Here is a 19,548-nt window from a genome sequence, read left to right as displayed (position 1 = left end):
TTTTGCTCCCTTAACTGTTTGTCGTCCCGTCAGACGCTTTCCCGATCGTATTTGCGCAGTTTGCCCGTGATGTAAGTCAGTACGAAGGCTGCCAGGCAGCCGGTAAGCCAGGCGAAGATATATTGCAGATATTTGCCGTCTGCGATCAGCGGCAGGGCCGACAGGCCTGCGGCGCCGACGCCATTGGTGGAGACGCCGAGCAGCACGACCATCATGCCGCCGAAACCGGCGCCGATGGAGCCGGTGATAAAAGCGAATCCTGCCGGAATATTTACGCCAAAGATGGTAGGTTCCCCTACGGCGAGGATCGAGGTGGGAATGGCGCCTTTGGCGATCTTTTTCATCACTGGATCGCGGGTTAGCAGAAGCACCGCCGTGGCGGCACCGACCATACCCGCGTTGGACATGATCTGGATAGCGAACAGGGGGGCATGACCGGTCGCATTGATCATCTCCAGATGGATTGGGAATAAGCCGTGGTGCAGGCCGAGCGAGATCAGGAACGGGAACAGCGAAGCCAGCACGAAACCGGCGGCCAGTCCACCTGTGGCCAGCAGGCCGTTCAAACTGTGCAGGATGCCGTTAGACAGAATACCGGCAACGGGCATGATGGCGAACAACAATGCGCCGGCCATCACCGTCAGCACGATGGTCGGCGTCAGTACTACGTCCAGAATGTCAGGAACGACACGGCGCACCTGCTTTTCCAGCACGCACATCAGCCAGACGCAGAAAATAACGCCGATCAATCCGCCCTGGCCGGGGAGCAGCCCCAGCAGAGGCAGCTGGGGAGCGATGGTGATGGCGCCCAGCAGGCCGCCCATGATGGCGTTGCCGCTGAATTCTTTCGCCGTAGTTACGCCGGTATAGATGGCCAGAAAGCTGAACAAGGCTTTGGAAATGATATCGAGGAATTGGCTCACCCCCAGCAGATGCCGCTGTTCCAATACGATCTGGGCTGGAGAAAGCTCGCCGCTGGCCGCAATGGCGTGCGTCAGCGCATAGGCGGCGGCAGAATTGACCAACACGTTGTTCAACCCCATCAAAATCCCGGCGGCGATCAGCGGCGGCAGTATGGGAACGAAAATGTTGGCGATGTGCTTCAACACGGCTTTGGTGCGCGTGGGTTTGTGAGATTTATCTCGCGCTAATGCCGCTTTTTGCTCAACGTCGCTCAACGTTGCCGTTTGCGAACAGGAAGCAAGTCGTTCATTGATCACTGTCGCCACTTTCGACGATTTACCAGGGCCGACAATCACTTGCAAAGTATCGTCTTCCACGACGCCCAGCACGCCTTCGATACTTTTAAGCGCCTGAATATTCACCTTGGCAGGATCGGCAAGCGTCATACGAACCCGGGTCATACAGTTAGTGACATGGCGTAAGTTATTTAAACCGCCGCTGTGTTCAACAATGGCGTTGCCAACAAGATGGTAGTTCATCCAGAGGTTCCTTTTTGGTTGTTATCGCCTTTGTTATAACAATATAATGTTATCATGTTTGTGAGGGCGGTCATACAATGTTGTTTTTTTGCGCAATCCAGTAGCGGCAGAATGAAAGTTGAGAAAATAAAAATAATTAAATCAGTGTGATAAAAATTTTCTGGTCTGCAGAACATGCATGAAGGGGGGATAGCGAGGGGAGGGACAGTGTGTCGGGTGAGGGGCGTTAGAGACTCGCCACACCGATTTCATTTTTCTTTCACCTGAGCACGCATCGCGGGTTACACTGGCCGCTTGTTCGCAACCGACCGGGTTAATTCGCCGCCGCGATGAGAGTGCCACGCCAGTTACAGCAACGCTTTACCGCCTGCATCGCCATTATGGCGGTGCTGTTGCTGTTTGTGGCGCCGGTGGTGTCGAAATCGCTGATGCACCACCAGATGATGGGCGGCATGGCGCAGCCGGACGCCGCCATGCCGCATGAGATGCACGCGATGGCGATGCCCGCCGCCGAGCATGTCGGCCACCACGGCATGGACTCGGCGGAGATGATTTTCTGCGGCTATTGCGAGCTGCTGATCCACGTGCCGCTGCTGCTGTGGGCATTCGTCCCGCTGCTGTGGCTGATGACGCGCATCGCGCGCCTGCCTTGCGCGCCGCGCATCGTTTCTCCGCCCCTTCGGCGCCTTGCTCTGCGGCCAAGCCCGCGCGGGCCGCCCGGCCACCCGTTTTTCCTTATAGCTTGAACATGGGAATTCCGTCCGTATCGCTGCGGACGGTTTGCCTGCGCGTACAGTTTGAAAAACGAGAAAGAGCATGTCTTCTATAACCAAAACTCCACCTGCCGCATCGCCGCGTGGCGCGATGCTGAACCTGATCAGACGGCTACATTTTTATATCGGCCTGCTGGTCGCCCCTTTTATTTTTGTCGCTGCGCTGACCGGCACGCTGTATGTGCTGACGCCGCAGCTTGAAGAGGCGCTGTATCGCGATGCGCTTTTCACCGAACCGCACGGGCAGGCGAGATCGCTGGCCGACCAGATCGCCGCCGCCCGCCGTGCGGCGGGTGACGAGGCGCACATCTATGCCGTTCGCCCGGCACCCGGCGCAATGGACACCACGCGCGTACAGTTCGTCGGTGCCGATCTGGGCGCTTCCGAGTCGCGCGCGCTGTTTGTCGATCCTTACACGCTGGCGATCAAGGGCGATATGACGGTATACGGCACCTCCGGCGTGCTGCCGCTACGCACCTGGCTGGATAAGTTGCACAGCAGCCTGCTGCTCGGCGATCTGGGGCGCAACTACAGCGAGCTGGCGGCCTCCTGGCTGTGGGTGGCTGCGCTGGGCGGCGTAGCGCTGTGGCTGGCGACGCGGCCGAAGCGCAAGCTGAAAAGGGCGAAAGGGGGCTTTGCCGCCAACCGCCATTGGCATATCACGCTGGGCGTGGCATTGCTGGCCGGGCTGCTGTTCTTCTCGGCCACCGGGCTGACCTGGTCACAGTGGGCCGGCGGCAACATCGATGCGCTGCGGGCCAACCTGGGCTGGCTGACGCCGCAGGTCAACACCAGCCTGCTGGCCGAGGCGCCGCAGGCGCCGGCCGATCCGCACGCCGAGCACCGCGGGATGATGCCGGGCATGAAGATGGGCCCTGCCGCGCAGAGCAATGCGCTGAACGGCGACTGGGATCGGGCGCTGCACGCCGCGCGCGCCGTCGGTATCGACGCCGCTAAGGTTGAGCTGCGCCAGCCGAAAGGCGAGGGCAAAGCCTGGACGGTGACCGAAGTGGATCGCAGCTGGCCAACGCAGGTAGACGCGGTTGCCATCGCGCCGCAAAGCTTTGCCGTCGTCGACCAGGTGCGGTTCGACACCTTCCCGCTGATCGCCAAGCTGACCCGCTGGGGCATCGACGCCCATATGGGCATTCTGTTCGGGTTGCCGAATCAGCTGCTGCTGGCGGCGTTTGGCCTCGGGCTGTGCCTGATGATTGCGCTGGGTTACCGCATGTGGTGGCTCCGCCGCCCGGCGGCGGGGGCGCAGCATCCGGTGCAGATGCTGATCGCCGCCTGGCTGGCGCTTTCCCTGTCGGGGCGAGCAGGCACATTGCTGATCGCGGCGGCGCTGGGCTATTGCCTGCCGCTGATGGGGGTGAGCCTGGCGGCGTTGCTGCTGGTGGACGTGTGGCGCTGGCGTGGTCAACGGCAAGGCCAGCGGGACGAAACGCCGGAAGCGGCCGCCCGCCGCGCCGAGGTGCGCAAGTTCCGCGCGGCGGTGGCGACGGTCGCGGTGGCGATCGGCTGTGTGATGGGCCGAGCGATCCTCGGCGGCACCGTCGAGCAATTTCAGCTGCCGATTGGTGACTGGAGCGCCCAGATGGTGATCATGCAGAGCCTGATGGTGCTGCTGTATACGCTGGTGTTTACCCTGCTGCTTTCCATTCCGCTGTGGTATTTCTTCCTGGGGGAGAAAGAGGCGCGCTGAGGGGGGCGTCCGGCCGGCGGAGTGGCCTGCCGGACGCGGCTCATGAGAAACGGATAGAAAGCTTGAGTTAACACCGTTTGGCGATGAACGCCGTGGCGCATCGGGATAATGTGATGCGCCTCTCATACCGGTTTTCGATAGAATTTATTTCTTCTTATTTTTTATACATGGAATTTTTTTCTCTTTGATGGTGCTAATCCACACTAATATTGTGACTTTTTTCTCTTGTTTCAGGGGTAAGATTTCCCCCATTAAAACCATAACTTGCCTGCATTTTCGTACCGTCCATCGTGCCGAAACTATTAAAAAAAACCTCCACCTACACAAGCGAGAAACTTATGGAAACGGCTTCAAATAATAGCGTGCTATTGGATGATACATCGCCTGCTTTGCGGGCGAAGATGACGGAAAGTGAATGGCGCGAGGCAATTAAATTCGACAGCACTGATACCGGCTGGGTCATTATGAGTATTGGCATGGCCATTGGCGCAGGCATTGTGTTTTTACCGGTTCAGGTCGGATTGATGGGGCTATGGGTATTTTTGCTCTCCTCAATTATCGGTTATCCGGCAATGTATTTATTCCAGCGTTTATTTATCAATACCCTTGCGGAGTCGCCGGAGTGTAAAGATTATCCCAGCGTGATTAGCGGCTATCTGGGGAAAAACTGGGGCATCCTGCTCGGTGCGCTCTATTTTGTCATGCTGGTGATCTGGATGTTTGTTTATTCCACCGCCATCACCAACGACAGCGCTTCTTATTTGCACACCTTTGGCGTGACGGAAGGGCTGTTGTCCGACAATCCCTTTTACGGCCTGGCGCTGATCTGCATTTTAGTGGCGATTTCATCTCGCGGCGAACAGCTGCTGTTTAAGCTTTCAAGCCTGATGGTGTTGACCAAGCTGCTGGTTGTGGCGGCGCTCGGCGTGTCGATGATTGGCCTGTGGCACGTGCATCATATCGGCGCGCTGCCGCCGGCGGCGCTGCTGATTAAAAACGCCATCATTACGCTGCCGTTTACCCTGACCTCGATTCTGTTTATTCAGACGCTCAGCCCAATGGTCATTTCTTATCGCTCGCGCGAAAAATCCATTGAGGTTGCCCGGCATAAAGCGTTGCGCGCCATGAATATCGCCTTCGGTATCCTGTTTACCACCGTCTTTTTCTATGCCGTCTCTTTCACTCTGGCGATGGGGCATGACGAGGCCGTTAAGGCCTATGAGCAGAATATTTCCGCGCTGGCGATTGCCGCTCAATTCATAAGCGGCGATGGCGCCGCTTGGGTAAAAATCGTCAGCGTGATACTGAATATTTTCGCCGTGATGACCGCATTTTTCGGCGTTTACTTGGGGTTTCGTGAAGCGACGCAGGGTATCGTGATGAACCTGCTGCGCCGTAAGCTGCCGCTGGAAAGCATCAATGAAAAATATGTGCAGCGCGGCATTATGGTGTTCGCCATTCTGCTGGCCTGGAGCGCCATTGTGTTGAATGCCCCGGTGCTGAGCTTCACATCTATTTGCAGCCCCATCTTTGGCCTGGTCGGCTGTCTTATTCCGGCGTGGCTGGTTCATAAAGTGCCCGCGCTGCATAAATATAAAGGCGCATCGCTGGTGCTTATCATCGTGACCGGTCTATTGCTGTGCGTCTCCCCGTTCCTGGCATTCTCCTGATATCGCTAACACGGCATTAAGGTTGTCATTATGTTGAACCCTGAAAGTCTTTCATTATGGAAAAAATACATTCGCGCAGTGCAGGAGGAGGTAAAGCCTGCGCTGGGGTGTACCGAACCGGTTTCTCTGGCGCTGGCCAGCGCCACGGCGGCGGCCCATTTATCGGGGGCGGTGGATCGCATTGAAGCCTGGGTTTCGCCGAATTTGATGAAAAACGGCATGGGCGTGACGGTGCCCGGCACCGGCATGGCGGGATTGCCGATCGCCGCCGCGTTGGGGGCCGTAGGCGGCGATGCTAACGGCGGTTTACAAGTGCTTGAGAAGGCTTCGGCAAAAGCCGTCACCCAGGCGAAGTGGCTGTTGGAACAGGGGGCGGTGCGCGTCATGCTGCAGGCGCCTTGCGACGATATTCTCTATGCCCGGGCGAAGGTGTACGCCGGTGAGCGCTGGGCCAGCGCCACCATCGTCGGCGGACATACCCGCATTGTGAGCATCGAGCAGCAGGGGGCCACGCTGTTCACGTTGACGGAGCAGGCGCAGGGCGAAGCACCTGTGTGCCCGCTGCAGGTGCTGGCGCAGACTTCGCTGCGTGAGATAGTGGATTTTATTGAGCGGGTACCGTTCGACGATATCCGCTTTATTCTCGATGCCGCGCACCTTAACGAGGCGCTGTCGCGTGAAGGGCTGCGCGGCCAGTGGGGATTGCACGTGGGTGCTACGTTGCAAAAACAGCGCGCGCGCGGATTGATGGCGAGCGATCTGGCCAGCGACATCGTGATCCGCACCAGCGCGGCGTCCGATGCGCGCATGGGGGGCGCGACGCTGCCCGCGATGAGCAACTCCGGTTCCGGCAATCAGGGCATTGCCGCCACCATGCCGGTGATGGTGGTGGCGGAGCACTTCGCGGCCGGTGAAGAAAAGCTGGCGCGAGCGCTGATGTTGTCCCACCTGAGCGCCATTTATATCCACTATCGTCTGCCGCGCCTCTCTGCGTTGTGCGCCGCTACCACCGCTTCGATGGGGGCCGCCGCCGGCATGGCATGGTTGGCGGATGGCCGGTACGACACCCTCGCCAAGGCCATCGGCAGCATGATTGGCGATGTGAGCGGGATGATTTGCGATGGCGCCTCCAACAGTTGCGCAATGAAGGTTTCCACCAGCGCCTCTTCGGCGTGGAAAGCGGTGCTGATGGCACTGGACGACACGGCGGTAAGCGGCAATGAGGGGATCGTGGCGAACGATGTCGAGCAGTCGATCGCTAACCTTTGCGCGCTGGCCAATCGATCGATGCAGCACACCGACAGACAGATCATCGAAATTATGGCGCAAAAGGCTTCCTGAGCGTTCTTGGTTACATCAGCCGGTGCGCGTGCAGCTTGACGTTCTCCATGATGCTGTCCATCGTCACCTGCACGCGGTGCGGCAACACGCCGCGCCGGCGGTAGATCAGGTAGGCTTGCATATCGATGCCGCGCTCGCGCGCCAGGCAGGGCTGTAGGGTGCCGGCATCCAGCTCGGCAGCCACGGAATAATACGGGGCGTAGACGATGCCCAGGCCCTGTTTGGCCAGCTCGATCGCCGGCAGAATATTATCGCAGACGCTGGTGCCATTGATTTCGACCTGCACCAATTCTCCCTGTGCATTGTAGACGCTCCAGGTATTGCGGATGCCGCCCAGCATGCGCAAGGTGATGCAACGATGCTGAGACAGCTCGTCCAACGCCGCCAACGGCGAACGGGCGATGTAATCCGGTGCGGCGAACAGCCCGACGCGAAAACGAGTAAAGGGCCTGGCGATCAGGCTTTCGTTTTGCGGTGGGAAGAGGCTGATCAGCAGGTCGCAGTCGCTGTCGAACACCGCGCCGTACTTTTTCTCGCGTTCGTCGGGGTGGCGGGTCACCAGATCGACAGTCAGCGCCGGCGCAGCGTGCAGCAGCGGCGGCAGTAAATAACGGGCCAGGAAAGCGTGGATGCCGATCGGCGCACCGAGTGTGACCATGCCGTTCAGGCTGCGCTTATAGGTGCCGGACATATCGAGCAGATCGCTGTGCTCGTCCAGCAACTGCGAGGCGCGCCGCAAGAATTGCTCGCCGAACTCGGTCAGTGCCAGGGTACGCGGGCCGCGCAGGAACAGTTCCAGCCCGAGCCGCCGTTCCAGCGCGGTGAGGGCGCGCGACACGTTAGACTGCGGCATATTCAACCGCTGCGCCGCTTTGCTGACGCTCGCCGTTTCGGCAATGATGCGGACAATCCTGAGTTCTTCAATGCGGAAGTCTTTCTCTTTCACTGGCCGGCTCTTATGAGTTTGTATATCAAAAATGATATACACCTTTGGCGGCATTGTCATATGACTTATCGCGGACGGCTGGGTATCATTCGATTTGATTATTTGCTATCCACCAAAATAAAGAGAAACCCGTCAATGAAAGTGACAAGAGCGGCTATTTTGCCTGCGCTGTTATTACTGGCCGCGTGCTCTTCCGCCGTGACCGAAAAAGAAAAGTACTCGACCTTTCTGACCAATTATAACGATATCAATAAAGGTCAATCCGCGTCCGGCAAAGACGTTTTATATTGGAAGGACAAGAACGTCGATTTTTCCCGTTATCAATATCTGGTTTATCAACCGATGATCTATTTCCCGCGGCCGAAACCGAGCGAGATGGTGAGCCAACGCGCGCTCGACAATATCCTGAATTACACCAACCAGCAGTTTAAGCAGGCGATGGGCACCCACTTTACGCTGGTGGACATGCCGCGCGAGCATACGCTGATTTTCCGCGGCGCCATCACGGCGATCGACACGCAGCAGAAAGGGCTGCAGATCTATGAAGTCTTGCCGATCACCCTGCTGATTGCCGCGACGCAAAGCGTGACCGGCCATCGCACCATGGAGAGTGCGGTCTATATGGAGGGTGAGTTTATCGATGCGGCGACCAATCAGCCGGTCATTAAAGTGGTGCGCAAGGCTTCGGGGGAAAATCTCAATAACGAGAAAGCGCAGCTTAAAATCACCGACGTGAAGAATGCCATCGATACCATCGCCAACGATATCAGACAATATAACACGCTATAAACTTCGTTTATTTCCGCTATGACCAACCAGGGCTTTACATGTTTCTTAATTATTTTGCTTTAGGCGTACTGATTGCGGTATTCCTGATTTTATTCTACGGCGTCATTATTATTCATGACATTCCCTATTTGCTGGCCAAAAAGCGCCAGCACCCGCATCAAGATGCGATTCACGTCGCCGGCTGGGTTAGCCTGTTTACGCTGCACGCTATTTGGCCACTGCTGTGGATCTGGGCGACGCTCTATCGGCCGGAACGCGGCTGGGGCATGAGTGAGAAGGCAGAACCTTCAACGGACCTGCAGGCGCGCATCGCGCTGCTCGAAGCCGAATTGCAACGCCTGCAGGAAAAGCCGTCGGCGGTTTCCGGCCCGACGGTAAGTTGAGCGTAGCCTATGGATTTGCTCATTATTCTCAGCTACGTGGCGCTGAGCTACGGCGTATTTAAACTGTTCCGCATTCCGGTCAATAAATGGACCGTACCGACCGCCGTACTCGGTGGGATCGTTATCGTCGGCGCGTTGATTCTGACGATGAACTACAACCATCCGTACAGCGATCGGGCGCAGAAAATTGCCGTGTCGGTGCCGATGGTACCGCAGGTCTCAGGCATGATCGTTGAGGTGACGGAGAAAACCAACGTGCTGCTGCGCAAAGGCGAGGTGCTGTTCCGGCTTGACGATAGCCGCTACCGTGCGCGGCTCACCAGGCTGGAGGCGGATCTGGCCGGGGCGGAGGCGGAGATAAGAATGCGCCGGGCGGCGCTCAGCGAGTCCGCCGCCAACGTACAGCGGGCGAACGCGGAGTACGAGCGTGCCCGTAAGGACTACCAGCGCTACGCGAAAGGGGCGGCGATGCCGGTCAACCCGTTCTCGGAACAGGACGTCAGCCATGCACAGCAGCAGTACCAGGCGCAATCCGCCGCGCTGCAGGCTGCGAAAGCCCAGTTCCAGCAGGAACAGGCGCGGTTGTCCGGGCGCTATGACGGCGAAGACGCCACGATAGCCAGCCTGAAATCGCAGATAGCCGAAGCACGCTACAACCTGGAACAAACGGTGGTGCGTGCGCCGAGCGACGGTTATGTCACGCAGGTGCTGGCGCGGCCGGGCACGGCGGCGGTTCGTCTGCCGTTCAAACCGGTGATGATCTTTATCCCGCAGCAAAAGCGCCAGGTGGTGGCGGTGTTCCGCCAGAACGCCATCCTGCGCTTGGCGCAGGGGGACCAGGCCGAGGTGGTGTTCAACGGCTTGCCGGGGCAGGTTTATGGCGGCACCGTAAGCCGGGTGTTGCCGGCGATACCGGACGGCAGCTACCAGGCCAGCGGCGCACTGCAGGGCCTGAGCGCCACGCCGGGCCGGGAAGGGGTGTATGTGATGATCGATCTGGCGGCCAACCCGGATCTGGATCATCTGCCCGACGGCGTGAGCGCCCAGGCGGCGGTCTATACCGGGCACTTCGAGCACGTCTCCGTGATGCGCAAAGTGCTGCTGCGCATGACCAGCTGGCTGCATTACCTCTATCTGGATCACTAGCCCGCATTGGCCCGGAACAGCCCGGGCCGTGGGACGAGCCTTCGGAATACGACAAAAACAAAAAAGCCCGCAACCGAAGTTGTGGGCTTTTTCGCTATTATCGCCGGGTCTATCTGGTTCACTGGCGACGTATTTGGTGGAGCTGGCGGGAGTTGAACCCGCGTCCGAAATTACTACACCGTCGGCACTACATGCTTAGTCCAATCTTTACATTCGCCGGCCAGCTGCGGATGGACACGCTACTGACAGACTAGCCTGATTGAGTTTAACGCTTCAGCCCCAGGCAGGACGTCCACGCGATCTCTTTTGGGTTTGACCTCTCTTGATCCCCGTCCTAAGAGCGGAGGCTAGGGAGAGAGGGCTCTAAGCAGGGTATTAAGCTGCTAAAGCGTAGTTTTCGTCGTTTGCGACTATTTTTTTGCGGCTTTTTACGAGGCCAACCGCCCCTCGGCATGCTCCTAGGGCTTCGCAAATCCCGTCGAATCCAGAATCAGCCCCAAGTAACTTTGTGCAGTATACCAGAAGTTTACTTCGATAAGCCAGCGGCTTAACGATTGGCGTGCTTCATGATACGGGCTTTCGCCGTCTGCCATTCGCGATCTTTGATGTCATCGCGTTTGTCGTGCTCTTTCTTGCCTTTGGCTACGCCGATCTTGATCTTGCTCCAGGCATTTTTCCAATACAGGGACAAGGCCACCACGGTGTAACCCTCGCGGTTGACGCGGCCGAGCAGGGTATCCAGCTCGCGTCGGTTCAGCAGCAGTTTACGGGTACGCGTCGGATCGCACACCACATGCGACGAAGCCACGTTGAGCGGGGTGATGGTGGCGCCAAACAGATAGGCTTCACCGTCACGGAACGTCACGTAGCTGTCGCTGAGGTTGGCTTTGCCTGCACGCAGCGATTTAACTTCCCACCCTTGCAGCGACAGGCCCGCCTCGAACTCTTCTTCAATGAAGTATTCGAAACGTGCGCGCTTGTTTTGAGCAATGGTGGCGGAACCGGGTTTGTGTGCTTTTTTCTTTGTCATAGTGCGTTCATTATACTGGATGCTTCAGCGAAAGAAATCCTTTCCCGTTCAGCACCTGCGCAATTTTTCGCATTTTTGGCGCCCCCATCCCTTAGCAGATTTTTTGTTTGCCGCCAGATAAATGGTATTATCTGTACGTTTTATGTCTCACAGGAAATGATATGCCCCAGATCAGTCGGTCTGCATTAGTGCCGTTCAGCGCCGAGCAGATGTATCAGTTGGTTAACGATGTTCATTCTTATCCCGATTTTCTGCCAGGCTGCACCGGCAGCCGGGTGCTTAACGCTACCTCCAACGAAATGACCGCCGCGGTGGACGTCGCCAAGGCCGGTATCAGCAAGACTTTTACCACGCGCAATACGCTGCTGGATAACCAGAGCATCAATATGCAGCTGGTCGATGGTCCGTTCCGCAAGCTGATGGGCGGCTGGCAGTTCACGCCGCTGAGCGAAGAGGCCTGCAAGGTGGAGCTGCACCTGGATTTCGAATTCACCAACAAACTGATTGAGCTGGCGTTCGGCAAGGTGTTCAAAGAGCTGGCGGGCAGCATGGTGCAGGCATTTACCCAGCGGGCGAAAGAGGTCTACAGTGTCTGACATCCAGGTCGAGGTGGTGTACGCCTTGCCGGAGCGTCAGTACCTGCGCAAGGTGAAGCTGGCCGAGGGCAGCAGCGTCGAGCAGGCGATCCAGGCTTCGGGCCTGCTGGAGCTGCGCCAGGATATCGATCTCAAGAGCAACAAAATCGGCATCTACAGCCGCCCGGCTAAGCTGGGCGATACGCTGAACGACGGCGACCGGGTGGAGATCTACCGGCCACTGATAGCCGATCCGAAAGAGCTGCGCCGGCAACGGGCAGAAAAGGCAAAAAAATAAGGCGCTTATAGCGCCTTATTTTTTATCTGAAACTGATTTTCTCTTCCGCGTTGCAGCCTGCGACTGTCATGAGGAACATCATGCCCCCTCATGGGCCGGAAGAGCGGGCGGCGCCGATTACTTGGTCAGCGCCGGTTTGTTCTGGATATCGGTCAACACGCCTGCGCTGTCGAAGGTCAGCGTCAGCGTCTGCTGGGTGATGTCTTCATGGCCAGGCTGCTGGCGGAACACATAGAACCACGTCTGAGTCCCGAACGGGTCTTGCAGCATTGGGGTGCCCAATGTGTAAGCGACCTGTTGCTGGGTCATCCCTTTCTGAATTTTCGCCACGTCGGTCGACGTCAGGTAGTTCCCCTGGTTGATGTCAGGACGATAAACCACCTTTTCAAAAGTAGAACAGCCTGCAGTCAGCATCACAAGAACTACAGCGGCGGCAGTCAGCGTTTTACAGCGCATAGTAATCACATTCCTTTAGGGCATAGGATGCCGATGATAATAGACCTTGCGGCAGTTGGAAACCTTTATACCCTTCATCTTTCAAGTTGCGACGCGTTGGCTTTCCTTCAGCACCTCAAGCGCTTGGCCTGTTTCAGGCCGTTGAGGAGGCTTCGAATCGCCGCCGCGCCGCACTTTAGATATCTTTCGGGTCAACAGCGTCACTGTCAGACCGCAGGAAAGTGAAAAAGTTGAGCTTTTTTATGCCGCCAGCAGTTCTTTGGCGTTCGCCAACGTATTGCGGGTGACTTCGCTGCCGCCGAGCAGGCGCGCCAGCTCCTGCAGCCGGGCGCGTTTATCCAGCGGCGCCATCTGGGTTTCGGTGACCGTGCCGTCGGTCTGCTTGCTGACGAACAGGTGCTGATGTCCGCATCCGGCCACCTGTGGCAGGTGGGTCACGCACATCACCTGGGTGGATTCGCCGAGCTGGCGCAGCAGGCGGCCGACGATGGCGGCGGTCGGGCCGCTGATGCCCACGTCCACCTCATCGAAGATCAGCGCCGGGGTTTCCATCTTGCGGGCGGTGATCACCTGAATGGCCAGCGCGATACGCGACAGCTCACCGCCGGAGGCGACCTTCGCCAGCGGCTGCAGCGGCTGCCCCGGGTTGGTGGAGACGCAGAACTCGGTGCGGCTGGCCCCTTCGGCGCTCAGATGCTGCGGCTCGAAACGCACGTCGATGTTGAACTTGCCGTGCGGCATGGAGAGCGCCTGCATGCTGTCGGTAATGAGCGTGGTCAGCTCGGCGGCGTAGTGCAGGCGTTTCTGATGCAGCTGCTCCGCCAGCGCCAGCGCCTGCTGGTGATGCAGGGTGACCGCCTCGTTCAGATGCTCATGGTCGCTTTCCTGCTGTGAAAGCAGCTGCTGTTCATCCAGCAACTGCTGATGCAGCTGCGGCAGCTCTTCCGGCGCAACCTGGTGTTTGCGCGCCAGGCTGATTTGGCGCGACAGGCGCTGTTCCAGCTCGTGCAGGCGGTTGGGATCGAGATCCATGCGATCGGCGTAGTGGCGCAGCTCGTCGCTGGCTTCGCTGATCTGGATAGAGGCCTCTTCCAACATGTCCAGCAGGCCGCTGAGCTTGTCGTCCAACCCGGCCAGCTCGAGCAGCAGGTGCTTGGCGCTGTAGAGCTGGCTGAGCATGTTGTTCTCGTCGCTGTCGGCCAGCAGCTGCAGCGTCTGCTGGCTGAGGGTCAGCAGCTGGCCGCTGTTGGCCAGGCGCTTGTACTCGGCGTCGGTCTGTTCGAACTCGCCGGCCTGCGGCGCGAATTCGTTCAGCTCTTTCAATTGGTATTGCAGCAGCTGCTTGCGTGCTTCGCGCTCGATGGACTGCTGCTGATGGCGCGCCAGCTCGCGGCAGCTCTGGTGCCAGCGTTGGTAGGCCTCACTCATCGCCGCCAGCAGGGCGGGTTCGTCGGCGTAGGCGTCGAGCAGCGCTTTTTGGTGCTCCGGTTTGAGCAGCAGCTGATGGGCGTGTTGGCCGTGGATTTGGATCAGGCGCTGCCCCAGCTCGCGCAGCTGCGACAGCGGCACGGCGGTGCCGTTGATAAAGCCGCGCGAACGGCCGTCGGCGTTGATCACCCGGCGCAGCAGGCATTCGTTGCTGTCGTCCAGCTGGTTCTGCTCCAGCCACTCGCGCGCGGACGGGGTGTCCGCCAGCGAGAAGCGGGCGCAGATGTCGGCGCGGGCGGCTCCCAGGCGCACCACGTTGCCGTCGGCGCGGTTGCCGAGGCACAGCCCCAGCGCATCGATGGCGATGGATTTGCCGGCGCCGGTTTCACCGGTGATCGCCGTCATACCCGGTTGAAAATCGATTTCCAACTCACGAACGATAGCAAAGTTGCTGATGGTTAATTGCGCCAGCATGGGAACCTTCCTGTGTATAAACACATAACTGTAGTTTCATACAGTATAAACTGGTTTTATATACAGTAAAGTGGCCGACGCAAATTTTAGAACAATTTTTTCGACCACCCCAGTTTGGTGCTTAACGTGTTGAAATAGCTATAGTCCTTCGGGTGAATCAGATTCAGGTGGAAATCGCTGCGGCGGATCAGCACTTCTTCCCCTTCCTGGATCGGCAGCGCGATCTGGCTGTCGCAGCTGATCTCCAGATCGCTGCCGATCTGCGAAAACTTCAGGCGGATGGTGCTGTCGCCGTTGATCACCAGCGGCCGGGCGGAGAGGGTATGCGGGAACATCGGCACCAGCGCGATCGCCTCCAGCGACGGGGTGAGGATCGGCCCACCGGCGGAGAGCGAGTAGGCGGTGGAGCCGGTCGGCGTGGCGATGATCAGGCCGTCGGAGCGCTGCGAGAAGGCGAAGCGGTCGTCGATGTACACTTCGAATTCGATCATGTGCGCCACTTTGCCGGGATGCAGCACCACTTCGTTGATGGCGGTGCTGATGCGGCACTGCTGGTGCTCTTTATGCACGATGGTTTCCAGCAGGAAACGCTGTTCGTCGATGTACTCGCCTTCCAGCACGTCCGCCAGCTGCTGCAGGGCGTTGTCGGGATCGAGATCGGTGAGGAAGCCGAGGTTGCCGCGGTTGACCCCGATCACCTTGATATCGTAGCGCGCCAGCACGCGCGCGGCGCCGAGCATGTTGCCGTCGCCGCCAACCACCACCGCCAGGTCGGCGCGTTGGCCGATATCCGCCAGGCTGCCGGTCACGGCGTCTTTCAGCCCCAAATCATGGGCGATTTGGCGTTCGACCATCACCGAATAGCCGCGGGCGACCAGCCAGTGGAACAGCATCTCGTGGGTTGCCAGCGCTGAAGGGTGACGCGGGTGGCCAACAATGCCAATACAGGCGAATTTTTTATTCATTTGTTGTGATTTTCCTCACCGGGAGCCGTTTATGCCCCACATTGTGACCGGTTGACTTGAAACCCCGGTTTTGATCCCCATAATAAGCCAAGTTGCGAGATTAATGCTAAAACGCGGAGATATTCATGAGTAGTAAAGAACAGAAGACGCCAAACGAGCAAGTCTCGGAAGAAATGGAACAACACGCTCATCACGAGGATACGCTGCCGGAAGCGGCGGAAGGCGTCGATCTGCGCGATGCGCGTATCGCCGAACTGGAAGCCCAACTGGCGGAAGCTCAGCAGCACGAGCGCGACAGCCTGCTGCGCGCCAAAGCGGAAGCGGAAAACATTCGCCGCCGCGCCGAACTGGACGTCGAGAAAGCGCACAAGTTTGCCCTGGAGAAATTCTCCGGCGATCTGCTGCCGGTGATCGACAACCTGGAGCGCGCGCTGGATCTGGCGGATAAAAACAACCCGGAACTGGCCGCGATGATCGAAGGCATCGAGCTGACGCTGAAATCGCTGCTGGACGTGGTGCGCAAGTACGGCATCGAAATCGTCGGCGACGTCAACGTGCCGTTCAACCCGGAAGTGCATCAGGCGATGAGCATGATGGAATCCGCCGATCACCAGCCGAACCACGTGATGATGGTGATGCAGAAAGGCTATACGCTGAACGGCCGCCTGCTGCGTCCGGCGATGGTTGCAGTCTCCAAAGCCAAGGCGTAATCGCCCCGGCAACGGCATAAAGAAAGGCACCCGAGGGTGCCTTTTTTGTCTCTGTACTACGCCTGCGGCAGGCGCGGCATCCAGTCGATCGGCGTGAGCCCCTGCTGCTCCAGCAGCTGATTGGCCTGCGAGAAATGGCGGCAGCCGAGGAAACCGCGGTGCGCGGAAAGCGGCGACGGGTGCGGCGCCTTCAGCACATGGTGGCGGTTGCGGTCGATAAAGTTGCCTTTCTTCTGCGCGTGCGAGCCCCACAGCAGGAACACCACGCCTTCACGGTTCTCGTTCAGGGCGGCGATCACTTTGTCGGTAAAGGTTTCCCAGCCCAGGTTGGCGTGCGAGTGCGCGCGGCCGCCTTCCACCGTCAGCACGGTGTTGAGCAGCAGCACCCCCTGTTCGGCCCAGCTTTGCAGGTAGCCGTGATCCGGGCGTTCGAAGCCGGGAATGTCGGTGGCCAGCTCTTTATACATGTTCACCAGCGACGGCGGCGCCGGCACGCCTGGGCGCACCGAGAAAGAGAGACCGTGCGCCTGATTGGGGCCGTGATACGGATCCTGGCCGAGGATGACGACCTTGACGTCCGCCAGCTCGGTATAGCGGAAAGCGTTGAACACGTCCTTCTGCGGTGGATAAATGGTCTTACCGGCCTGGCGCTCAGCGGCAACAAAGGCGAGCGTTTCAACAAAATAGGGCTGCTCTTTCTCTTTGCCGATCACGTCATGCCAGGTGAGGGAGGTGGTCATAAACGCTCTCCTTTGTTTTCTTTAGCAATTCATGGGCTATAGCTTACCGTTTCGGCACGCGCAGCGAAACCCGCTTTTCATTTCTCGCCGCCGTGCCTTATGCAATTATTTTTGAAAATTTACAAAAATAATTGGTTTTTGCCGCAGTGGGAAAATTGATATAAAACATAAATTTGCCCCTTCACGCCCTGTGCCTACCCGGTAAAAATTGACTTTAATCAAGGAACTGGCCCGGTCAGGCTGGTATACAGAACAACAAGACAACAATGGTTTTACCAAATGGCCGAAACCAGAATTGGGTTTTCTCACGACGTGAATTTTTACGCCCTTGTACGGAGGCAACATAATGATTACCGGTATTCAAATTACCAAAGCGAACGACCAGGCGCTGGTGAATTCTTTCTGGCTGCTGGACGATGAAAAAGCGGAAGCTCGCTGCGTGTGCGCCAAGGCCAACTACGCGGAAGATCAGGTTGTCGCGGTGAGCGACCTGGGCCAGATCGAATACCGTGAAGTGCCGCTGGAAATGCAGCCGACCGTGCGCGTGGAAGGCGGTCAGCACCTGAACGTCAACGTGCTGCGTCGCGAAACCCTGGAAGACGCGGTCAAGCACCCGGAAAAATACCCGCAGCTGACCATCCGCGTGTCCGGCTATGCGGTGCGCTTCAACTCTCTGACGCCGGAACAGCAGCGCGACGTCATCGCCCGCACCTTTACCGAAAGCCTGTAATTTACGGCGCAGTCAATGCAGTCAATAAGGGAGCTTCGGCTCCCTTTTTTGCGTTTGGCGGCCGAAAACCGAACGCGGATCACATTCTATACAAAGATAAGCATTTCTAATACAGAACTCATCCGACCTGCCGATAGCTAAATCAGCACCTATTCAGGTGCTCAATAAAAAGTCTATCGACAAGGAGTCGGCATGAGTATGCCTTTAAGTTTTACCTCTGCAGTATCCCCGGTGGCCGCGCTCCCTATGCCTCGCGCCGCCGCCGAGACGGCGACGGCGGCGCAGCCCGCGGCAGCGCCGGCTAATCCGGCGCCGGTGGCCATCCCCTCTCAGAACACGCTCAATGCGCAGAATCTGTTGAATACGCTGGTCGGCGATATCTCAGCGGCGGCGCCGACGGCGGCGGCAGCGCCGGGCGTGACGCGGGGGCAGCAATCGCAGGAGGGGGATTATGCGTTGGCGCTGTTGGCCAAGGACGTTTACTCACTCAATGGCCAGGGTGCCGCCGGGTTCAACCGCCTGAGCGACAGCGCGCTGCTCGGTTTCGGCATCGATCCCGCCAGCCTGCACGACGCGGGCAGCGGTTTCCAGGCCGGGATTTACAGCAACGACAAGCAGTATGTGTTGGCGTTCGCCGGTACCAACGACTGGCGCGACTGGCTGAGCAACGTGCGGCAGGCGACGGGTTATGACGATGTGCAGTACAATCAGGCGGTTGCCGCTGCCAAAAGCGCCAAGGCGGCCTTCGGCGATGCGCTGGTGATCGCCGGCCATTCGCTGGGTGGCGGCCTGGCGGCCACGGCCGCGCTGGCGACCGGCACCGTCGCGGTCACCTTCAACGCGGCAGGGGTCTCGGATTACACCCTGAATCGCCTGGGCATCGATCCGGCGGCGGCGAAGAAAGATGCCGAAGCCGGCGGCATTCGCCGCTACAGCGAGCAATATGACATGCTGACCAGCACCCAGGAATCGACCTCGCTGATCCCGGACGCCATCGGCCACAACATCACCCTGGCCAACAACGATACCCTGACCGGCATCGATGACTGGCGGCCGAGCAAGCATCTGGATCGCAGCCTGACGGCGCACGGCATCGACAAGGTGATAAGCTCGATGGCGGAACAAAAGCCGTGGGAGGCGAAGGCCAATGCCTGAAGGGCGTCGCTTGCGGTGGGCGCTGGCGATAGCCTTACTGGCGCTGGTCGCGGTGACCGGTTTACTGATGATGGCTAAGGAGCAACAGATGGGGCAGGAGATTTCGCCGTTTGACGGCCACAGCAATCTGGCGCTGGCTCAGGCGGTGGCGCGTGGCGATACGCAGGGTATCCCTGCGCAGGCCACGCAGGAGCGCTTGCGCGAGCGGGGCGATCGGCAGGTCACGCTGTTGCAGTGGGCGGTGCTTTCGCAGCAGCCGGGCAGCGTGCAGGCGTTGCTGGATCTCGGGGCTGACCCGGCGGCGGCGGGGCTGGACGGCAACAGCGCGCTGCACACCGCGGCGATGCTGCAAGACGCGCAGTACCTGCGGTTGCTGTTGGCCAAAGGGGGGGCGGTGAACGTGCGTAATGCCGTTACCGGCGCCACGCCGCTTGCGGCGGCGGTGCTGGCCGGGCGTGAAGAGCAGCTGCGGATGTTGCTGGCGGCCGGGGCGGACACCACCTTGAGCGACCGGCTGGGGGATACCCCGCTGCATCTGGCGGCGAAGATCAACGCGCCACACCTGGCGCTGCTGCTGTTGCAGGCCGGGGCTGATGCCCGGGTGCGTAACCAGCAGGGCGTCGCGTTCCAGTTTTACTTCTCGCAAACGCCGGCGCATTTGCAGAATGACGAGCTGAAGGCGCAGTTCCGCGAGCTGGATAAATGGCTGCAGGGGCACCACCTGGCCACGCATTACGCGCAGCAGTAGACGCCCATAAAAAAACCGCCTGTACAGGCGGTTTTTTCTTAGAC

Annotated in this window: 20 protein-coding genes and 1 other RNA gene; 13 read left to right on the top strand and 8 right to left on the bottom strand. The window is 58.9% G+C overall.

The genetic code is table 11. From position 1 onward, the window contains the following. Positions 1-29 precede the first annotated feature (29 nt). Positions 30-1,442 carry a PTS transporter subunit EIIC gene (locus M6G53_RS07600; RefSeq protein ID WP_253330218.1) on the bottom strand — a complete coding sequence of 471 codons (1,413 nt, stop codon included), beginning with the start codon at positions 1,440-1,442 and terminating at the stop codon, positions 30-32. Positions 1,443-1,771: 329 nt separating this feature from the next. Between M6G53_RS07600 and M6G53_RS07595 the strand changes: the two genes are divergently transcribed. From M6G53_RS07595 to M6G53_RS07580, 4 genes are all read left to right on the top strand, one after another. Beyond that, a complete protein-coding gene (locus tag M6G53_RS07595) occupies positions 1,772-2,188 on the top strand; it encodes a DUF2946 domain-containing protein (protein ID WP_253330216.1) in 417 nt (138 codons plus the stop codon). Between the two features lie 70 nt (positions 2,189-2,258). Next, the gene (locus M6G53_RS07590; RefSeq protein WP_253330214.1) at positions 2,259-3,920 is read left to right on the top strand and encodes a DUF2534 family protein; all 1,662 of its coding nucleotides are present in this window, start codon (positions 2,259-2,261) and stop codon (positions 3,918-3,920) included. 338 nt (positions 3,921-4,258) lie between these two features. Continuing rightward, positions 4,259-5,590 carry an amino acid permease gene (locus M6G53_RS07585; protein ID WP_253330322.1) on the top strand — a complete coding sequence of 444 codons (1,332 nt, stop codon included), beginning with the start codon at positions 4,259-4,261 and terminating at the stop codon, positions 5,588-5,590. 30 nt (positions 5,591-5,620) lie between these two features. Then, complete coding sequence (locus M6G53_RS07580) at positions 5,621-6,931, top strand: L-cysteine desulfidase family protein (protein WP_253330212.1); 1,311 nt, start codon at positions 5,621-5,623, stop codon at positions 6,929-6,931. A 10-nt stretch (positions 6,932-6,941) separates the two neighbouring features. Here the strand turns inward: M6G53_RS07580 and M6G53_RS07575 are convergent, their stop codons facing one another. Then, entirely contained in the window at positions 6,942-7,877 is a 936-nt protein-coding gene (locus M6G53_RS07575) for a LysR family transcriptional regulator (protein WP_253330209.1), read from the bottom strand. Positions 7,878-8,012: 135 nt separating this feature from the next. On the opposite strand from M6G53_RS07575, the gene M6G53_RS07570 reads away from it, so the two are divergent. From M6G53_RS07570 to M6G53_RS07560, 3 genes are read left to right on the top strand one after another with little or no spacing between them, the layout of a single operon-like run. Further along, positions 8,013-8,666 (top strand): DUF3313 domain-containing protein, encoded by a 654-nt coding sequence (locus tag M6G53_RS07570; protein WP_253330207.1) that lies wholly within the window; start codon positions 8,013-8,015, stop codon positions 8,664-8,666. 38 nt (positions 8,667-8,704) lie between these two features. After that, entirely contained in the window at positions 8,705-9,049 is a 345-nt protein-coding gene (locus M6G53_RS07565) for a DUF3302 domain-containing protein (RefSeq protein ID WP_253330205.1), read from the top strand. A 9-nt stretch (positions 9,050-9,058) separates the two neighbouring features. After that, positions 9,059-10,195: an HlyD family secretion protein gene (locus tag M6G53_RS07560; RefSeq protein ID WP_253330203.1), complete on the top strand. Its 1,137-nt coding sequence runs from the start codon at positions 9,059-9,061 to the stop codon at positions 10,193-10,195. 134 nt (positions 10,196-10,329) lie between these two features. Here the strand turns inward: M6G53_RS07560 and ssrA are convergent. Further along, positions 10,330-10,693: a transfer-messenger RNA gene (gene ssrA / locus M6G53_RS07555) on the bottom strand. Positions 10,694-10,742: 49 nt separating this feature from the next. Beyond that, complete coding sequence (gene smpB, locus M6G53_RS07550) at positions 10,743-11,225, bottom strand: SsrA-binding protein SmpB (RefSeq protein WP_004929094.1); 483 nt, start codon at positions 11,223-11,225, stop codon at positions 10,743-10,745. Between the two features lie 161 nt (positions 11,226-11,386). Between smpB and M6G53_RS07545 the strand changes: the two genes are divergently transcribed. Next, positions 11,387-11,821, top strand: a complete 435-nt coding sequence (locus M6G53_RS07545; RefSeq protein WP_004929096.1) for a type II toxin-antitoxin system RatA family toxin — start codon at positions 11,387-11,389, stop codon at positions 11,819-11,821. Continuing rightward, entirely contained in the window at positions 11,814-12,098 is a 285-nt protein-coding gene (locus M6G53_RS07540) for an RnfH family protein (protein ID WP_004929098.1), read from the top strand. The genes M6G53_RS07545 and M6G53_RS07540 overlap by 8 nt, the downstream gene beginning before the upstream one ends. Before the next feature lie 117 nt (positions 12,099-12,215). Here M6G53_RS07540 and bamE read toward each other — a convergent pair whose 3' ends face one another. The 3 genes from bamE to nadK form a co-directional block, all read right to left on the bottom strand. After that, positions 12,216-12,554 carry an outer membrane protein assembly factor BamE gene (gene bamE / locus M6G53_RS07535; RefSeq protein ID WP_004929101.1) on the bottom strand — a complete coding sequence of 113 codons (339 nt, stop codon included), beginning with the start codon at positions 12,552-12,554 and terminating at the stop codon, positions 12,216-12,218. A 240-nt stretch (positions 12,555-12,794) separates the two neighbouring features. Continuing rightward, entirely contained in the window at positions 12,795-14,456 is a 1,662-nt protein-coding gene (gene recN, locus M6G53_RS07530) for a DNA repair protein RecN (RefSeq protein WP_253330202.1), read from the bottom strand. 86 nt (positions 14,457-14,542) lie between these two features. Further along, positions 14,543-15,421: an NAD(+) kinase gene (nadK, locus tag M6G53_RS07525; RefSeq protein ID WP_019452304.1), complete on the bottom strand. Its 879-nt coding sequence runs from the start codon at positions 15,419-15,421 to the stop codon at positions 14,543-14,545. A gap of 125 nt (positions 15,422-15,546) precedes the next feature. On the opposite strand from nadK, the gene grpE reads away from it, so the two are divergent. After that, complete coding sequence (gene grpE / locus M6G53_RS07520) at positions 15,547-16,131, top strand: nucleotide exchange factor GrpE (RefSeq protein WP_025159545.1); 585 nt, start codon at positions 15,547-15,549, stop codon at positions 16,129-16,131. A gap of 56 nt (positions 16,132-16,187) precedes the next feature. On the opposite strand, the gene ung is transcribed toward grpE, so the two are convergent. After that, positions 16,188-16,871, bottom strand: a complete 684-nt coding sequence (gene ung, locus M6G53_RS07515) for a uracil-DNA glycosylase (RefSeq protein ID WP_253330201.1) — start codon at positions 16,869-16,871, stop codon at positions 16,188-16,190. Between the two features lie 346 nt (positions 16,872-17,217). Here ung and grcA point away from each other — a divergent pair, with 346 nt between their 5' ends. The 3 genes from grcA (at position 17,218) to M6G53_RS07500 (ending at position 19,504) form a co-directional block, all read left to right on the top strand. Beyond that, on the top strand, positions 17,218-17,601 hold the full coding sequence (gene grcA / locus M6G53_RS07510; protein WP_004929114.1) for an autonomous glycyl radical cofactor GrcA: 384 nt from the start codon (positions 17,218-17,220) through the stop codon (positions 17,599-17,601). A gap of 192 nt (positions 17,602-17,793) precedes the next feature. Then, positions 17,794-18,756 carry a Tle-like phospholipase domain-containing protein gene (locus M6G53_RS07505; RefSeq protein WP_253330200.1) on the top strand — a complete coding sequence of 321 codons (963 nt, stop codon included), beginning with the start codon at positions 17,794-17,796 and terminating at the stop codon, positions 18,754-18,756. Then, on the top strand, positions 18,749-19,504 hold the full coding sequence (locus M6G53_RS07500; protein ID WP_253330199.1) for an ankyrin repeat domain-containing protein: 756 nt from the start codon (positions 18,749-18,751) through the stop codon (positions 19,502-19,504). Before M6G53_RS07505 ends, M6G53_RS07500 begins: the two co-directional genes overlap by 8 nt. Positions 19,505-19,548 lie beyond the last annotated feature (44 nt).

It is taken from the genome of Serratia nevei, assembly GCF_024160145.1.
Lineage (GTDB): Bacteria > Pseudomonadota > Gammaproteobacteria > Enterobacterales > Enterobacteriaceae > Serratia > Serratia nevei_A.
This window is presented reverse-complemented; position numbering and strand designations above follow the sequence as displayed.

Excerpts from the sequence above, each read along its gene's own strand:
- recN (WP_253330202.1), bottom strand. The coding sequence starts at position 14,456 with ATGCTGGCGCAATTAACCATCAGCAACTTTGCTATCGTTCGTGAGTTG.
- grpE (WP_025159545.1), top strand. The coding sequence starts at position 15,547 with ATGAGTAGTAAAGAACAGAAGACGCCAAACGAGCAAGTCTCGGAAGAA.
- M6G53_RS07565 (WP_253330205.1), top strand. The coding sequence starts at position 8,705 with ATGTTTCTTAATTATTTTGCTTTAGGCGTACTGATTGCGGTATTCCTG.
- M6G53_RS07500 (WP_253330199.1), top strand. The coding sequence starts at position 18,749 with ATGCCTGAAGGGCGTCGCTTGCGGTGGGCGCTGGCGATAGCCTTACTG.
- M6G53_RS07600 (WP_253330218.1), bottom strand. The coding sequence starts at position 1,442 with ATGAACTACCATCTTGTTGGCAACGCCATTGTTGAACACAGCGGCGGT.
- M6G53_RS07560 (WP_253330203.1), top strand. The coding sequence starts at position 9,059 with ATGGATTTGCTCATTATTCTCAGCTACGTGGCGCTGAGCTACGGCGTA.
- M6G53_RS07580 (WP_253330212.1), top strand. The coding sequence starts at position 5,621 with ATGTTGAACCCTGAAAGTCTTTCATTATGGAAAAAATACATTCGCGCA.
- smpB (WP_004929094.1), bottom strand. The coding sequence starts at position 11,225 with ATGACAAAGAAAAAAGCACACAAACCCGGTTCCGCCACCATTGCTCAA.
- M6G53_RS07545 (WP_004929096.1), top strand. The coding sequence starts at position 11,387 with ATGCCCCAGATCAGTCGGTCTGCATTAGTGCCGTTCAGCGCCGAGCAG.
- M6G53_RS07595 (WP_253330216.1), top strand. The coding sequence starts at position 1,772 with ATGAGAGTGCCACGCCAGTTACAGCAACGCTTTACCGCCTGCATCGCC.
- M6G53_RS07585 (WP_253330322.1), top strand. The coding sequence starts at position 4,259 with ATGGAAACGGCTTCAAATAATAGCGTGCTATTGGATGATACATCGCCT.
- M6G53_RS07505 (WP_253330200.1), top strand. The coding sequence starts at position 17,794 with ATGAGTATGCCTTTAAGTTTTACCTCTGCAGTATCCCCGGTGGCCGCG.
- M6G53_RS07590 (WP_253330214.1), top strand. The coding sequence starts at position 2,259 with ATGTCTTCTATAACCAAAACTCCACCTGCCGCATCGCCGCGTGGCGCG.
- grcA (WP_004929114.1), top strand. The coding sequence starts at position 17,218 with ATGATTACCGGTATTCAAATTACCAAAGCGAACGACCAGGCGCTGGTG.
- ung (WP_253330201.1), bottom strand. The coding sequence starts at position 16,871 with ATGACCACCTCCCTCACCTGGCATGACGTGATCGGCAAAGAGAAAGAG.
- M6G53_RS07570 (WP_253330207.1), top strand. The coding sequence starts at position 8,013 with ATGAAAGTGACAAGAGCGGCTATTTTGCCTGCGCTGTTATTACTGGCC.
- nadK (WP_019452304.1), bottom strand. The coding sequence starts at position 15,421 with ATGAATAAAAAATTCGCCTGTATTGGCATTGTTGGCCACCCGCGTCAC.
- bamE (WP_004929101.1), bottom strand. The coding sequence starts at position 12,554 with ATGCGCTGTAAAACGCTGACTGCCGCCGCTGTAGTTCTTGTGATGCTG.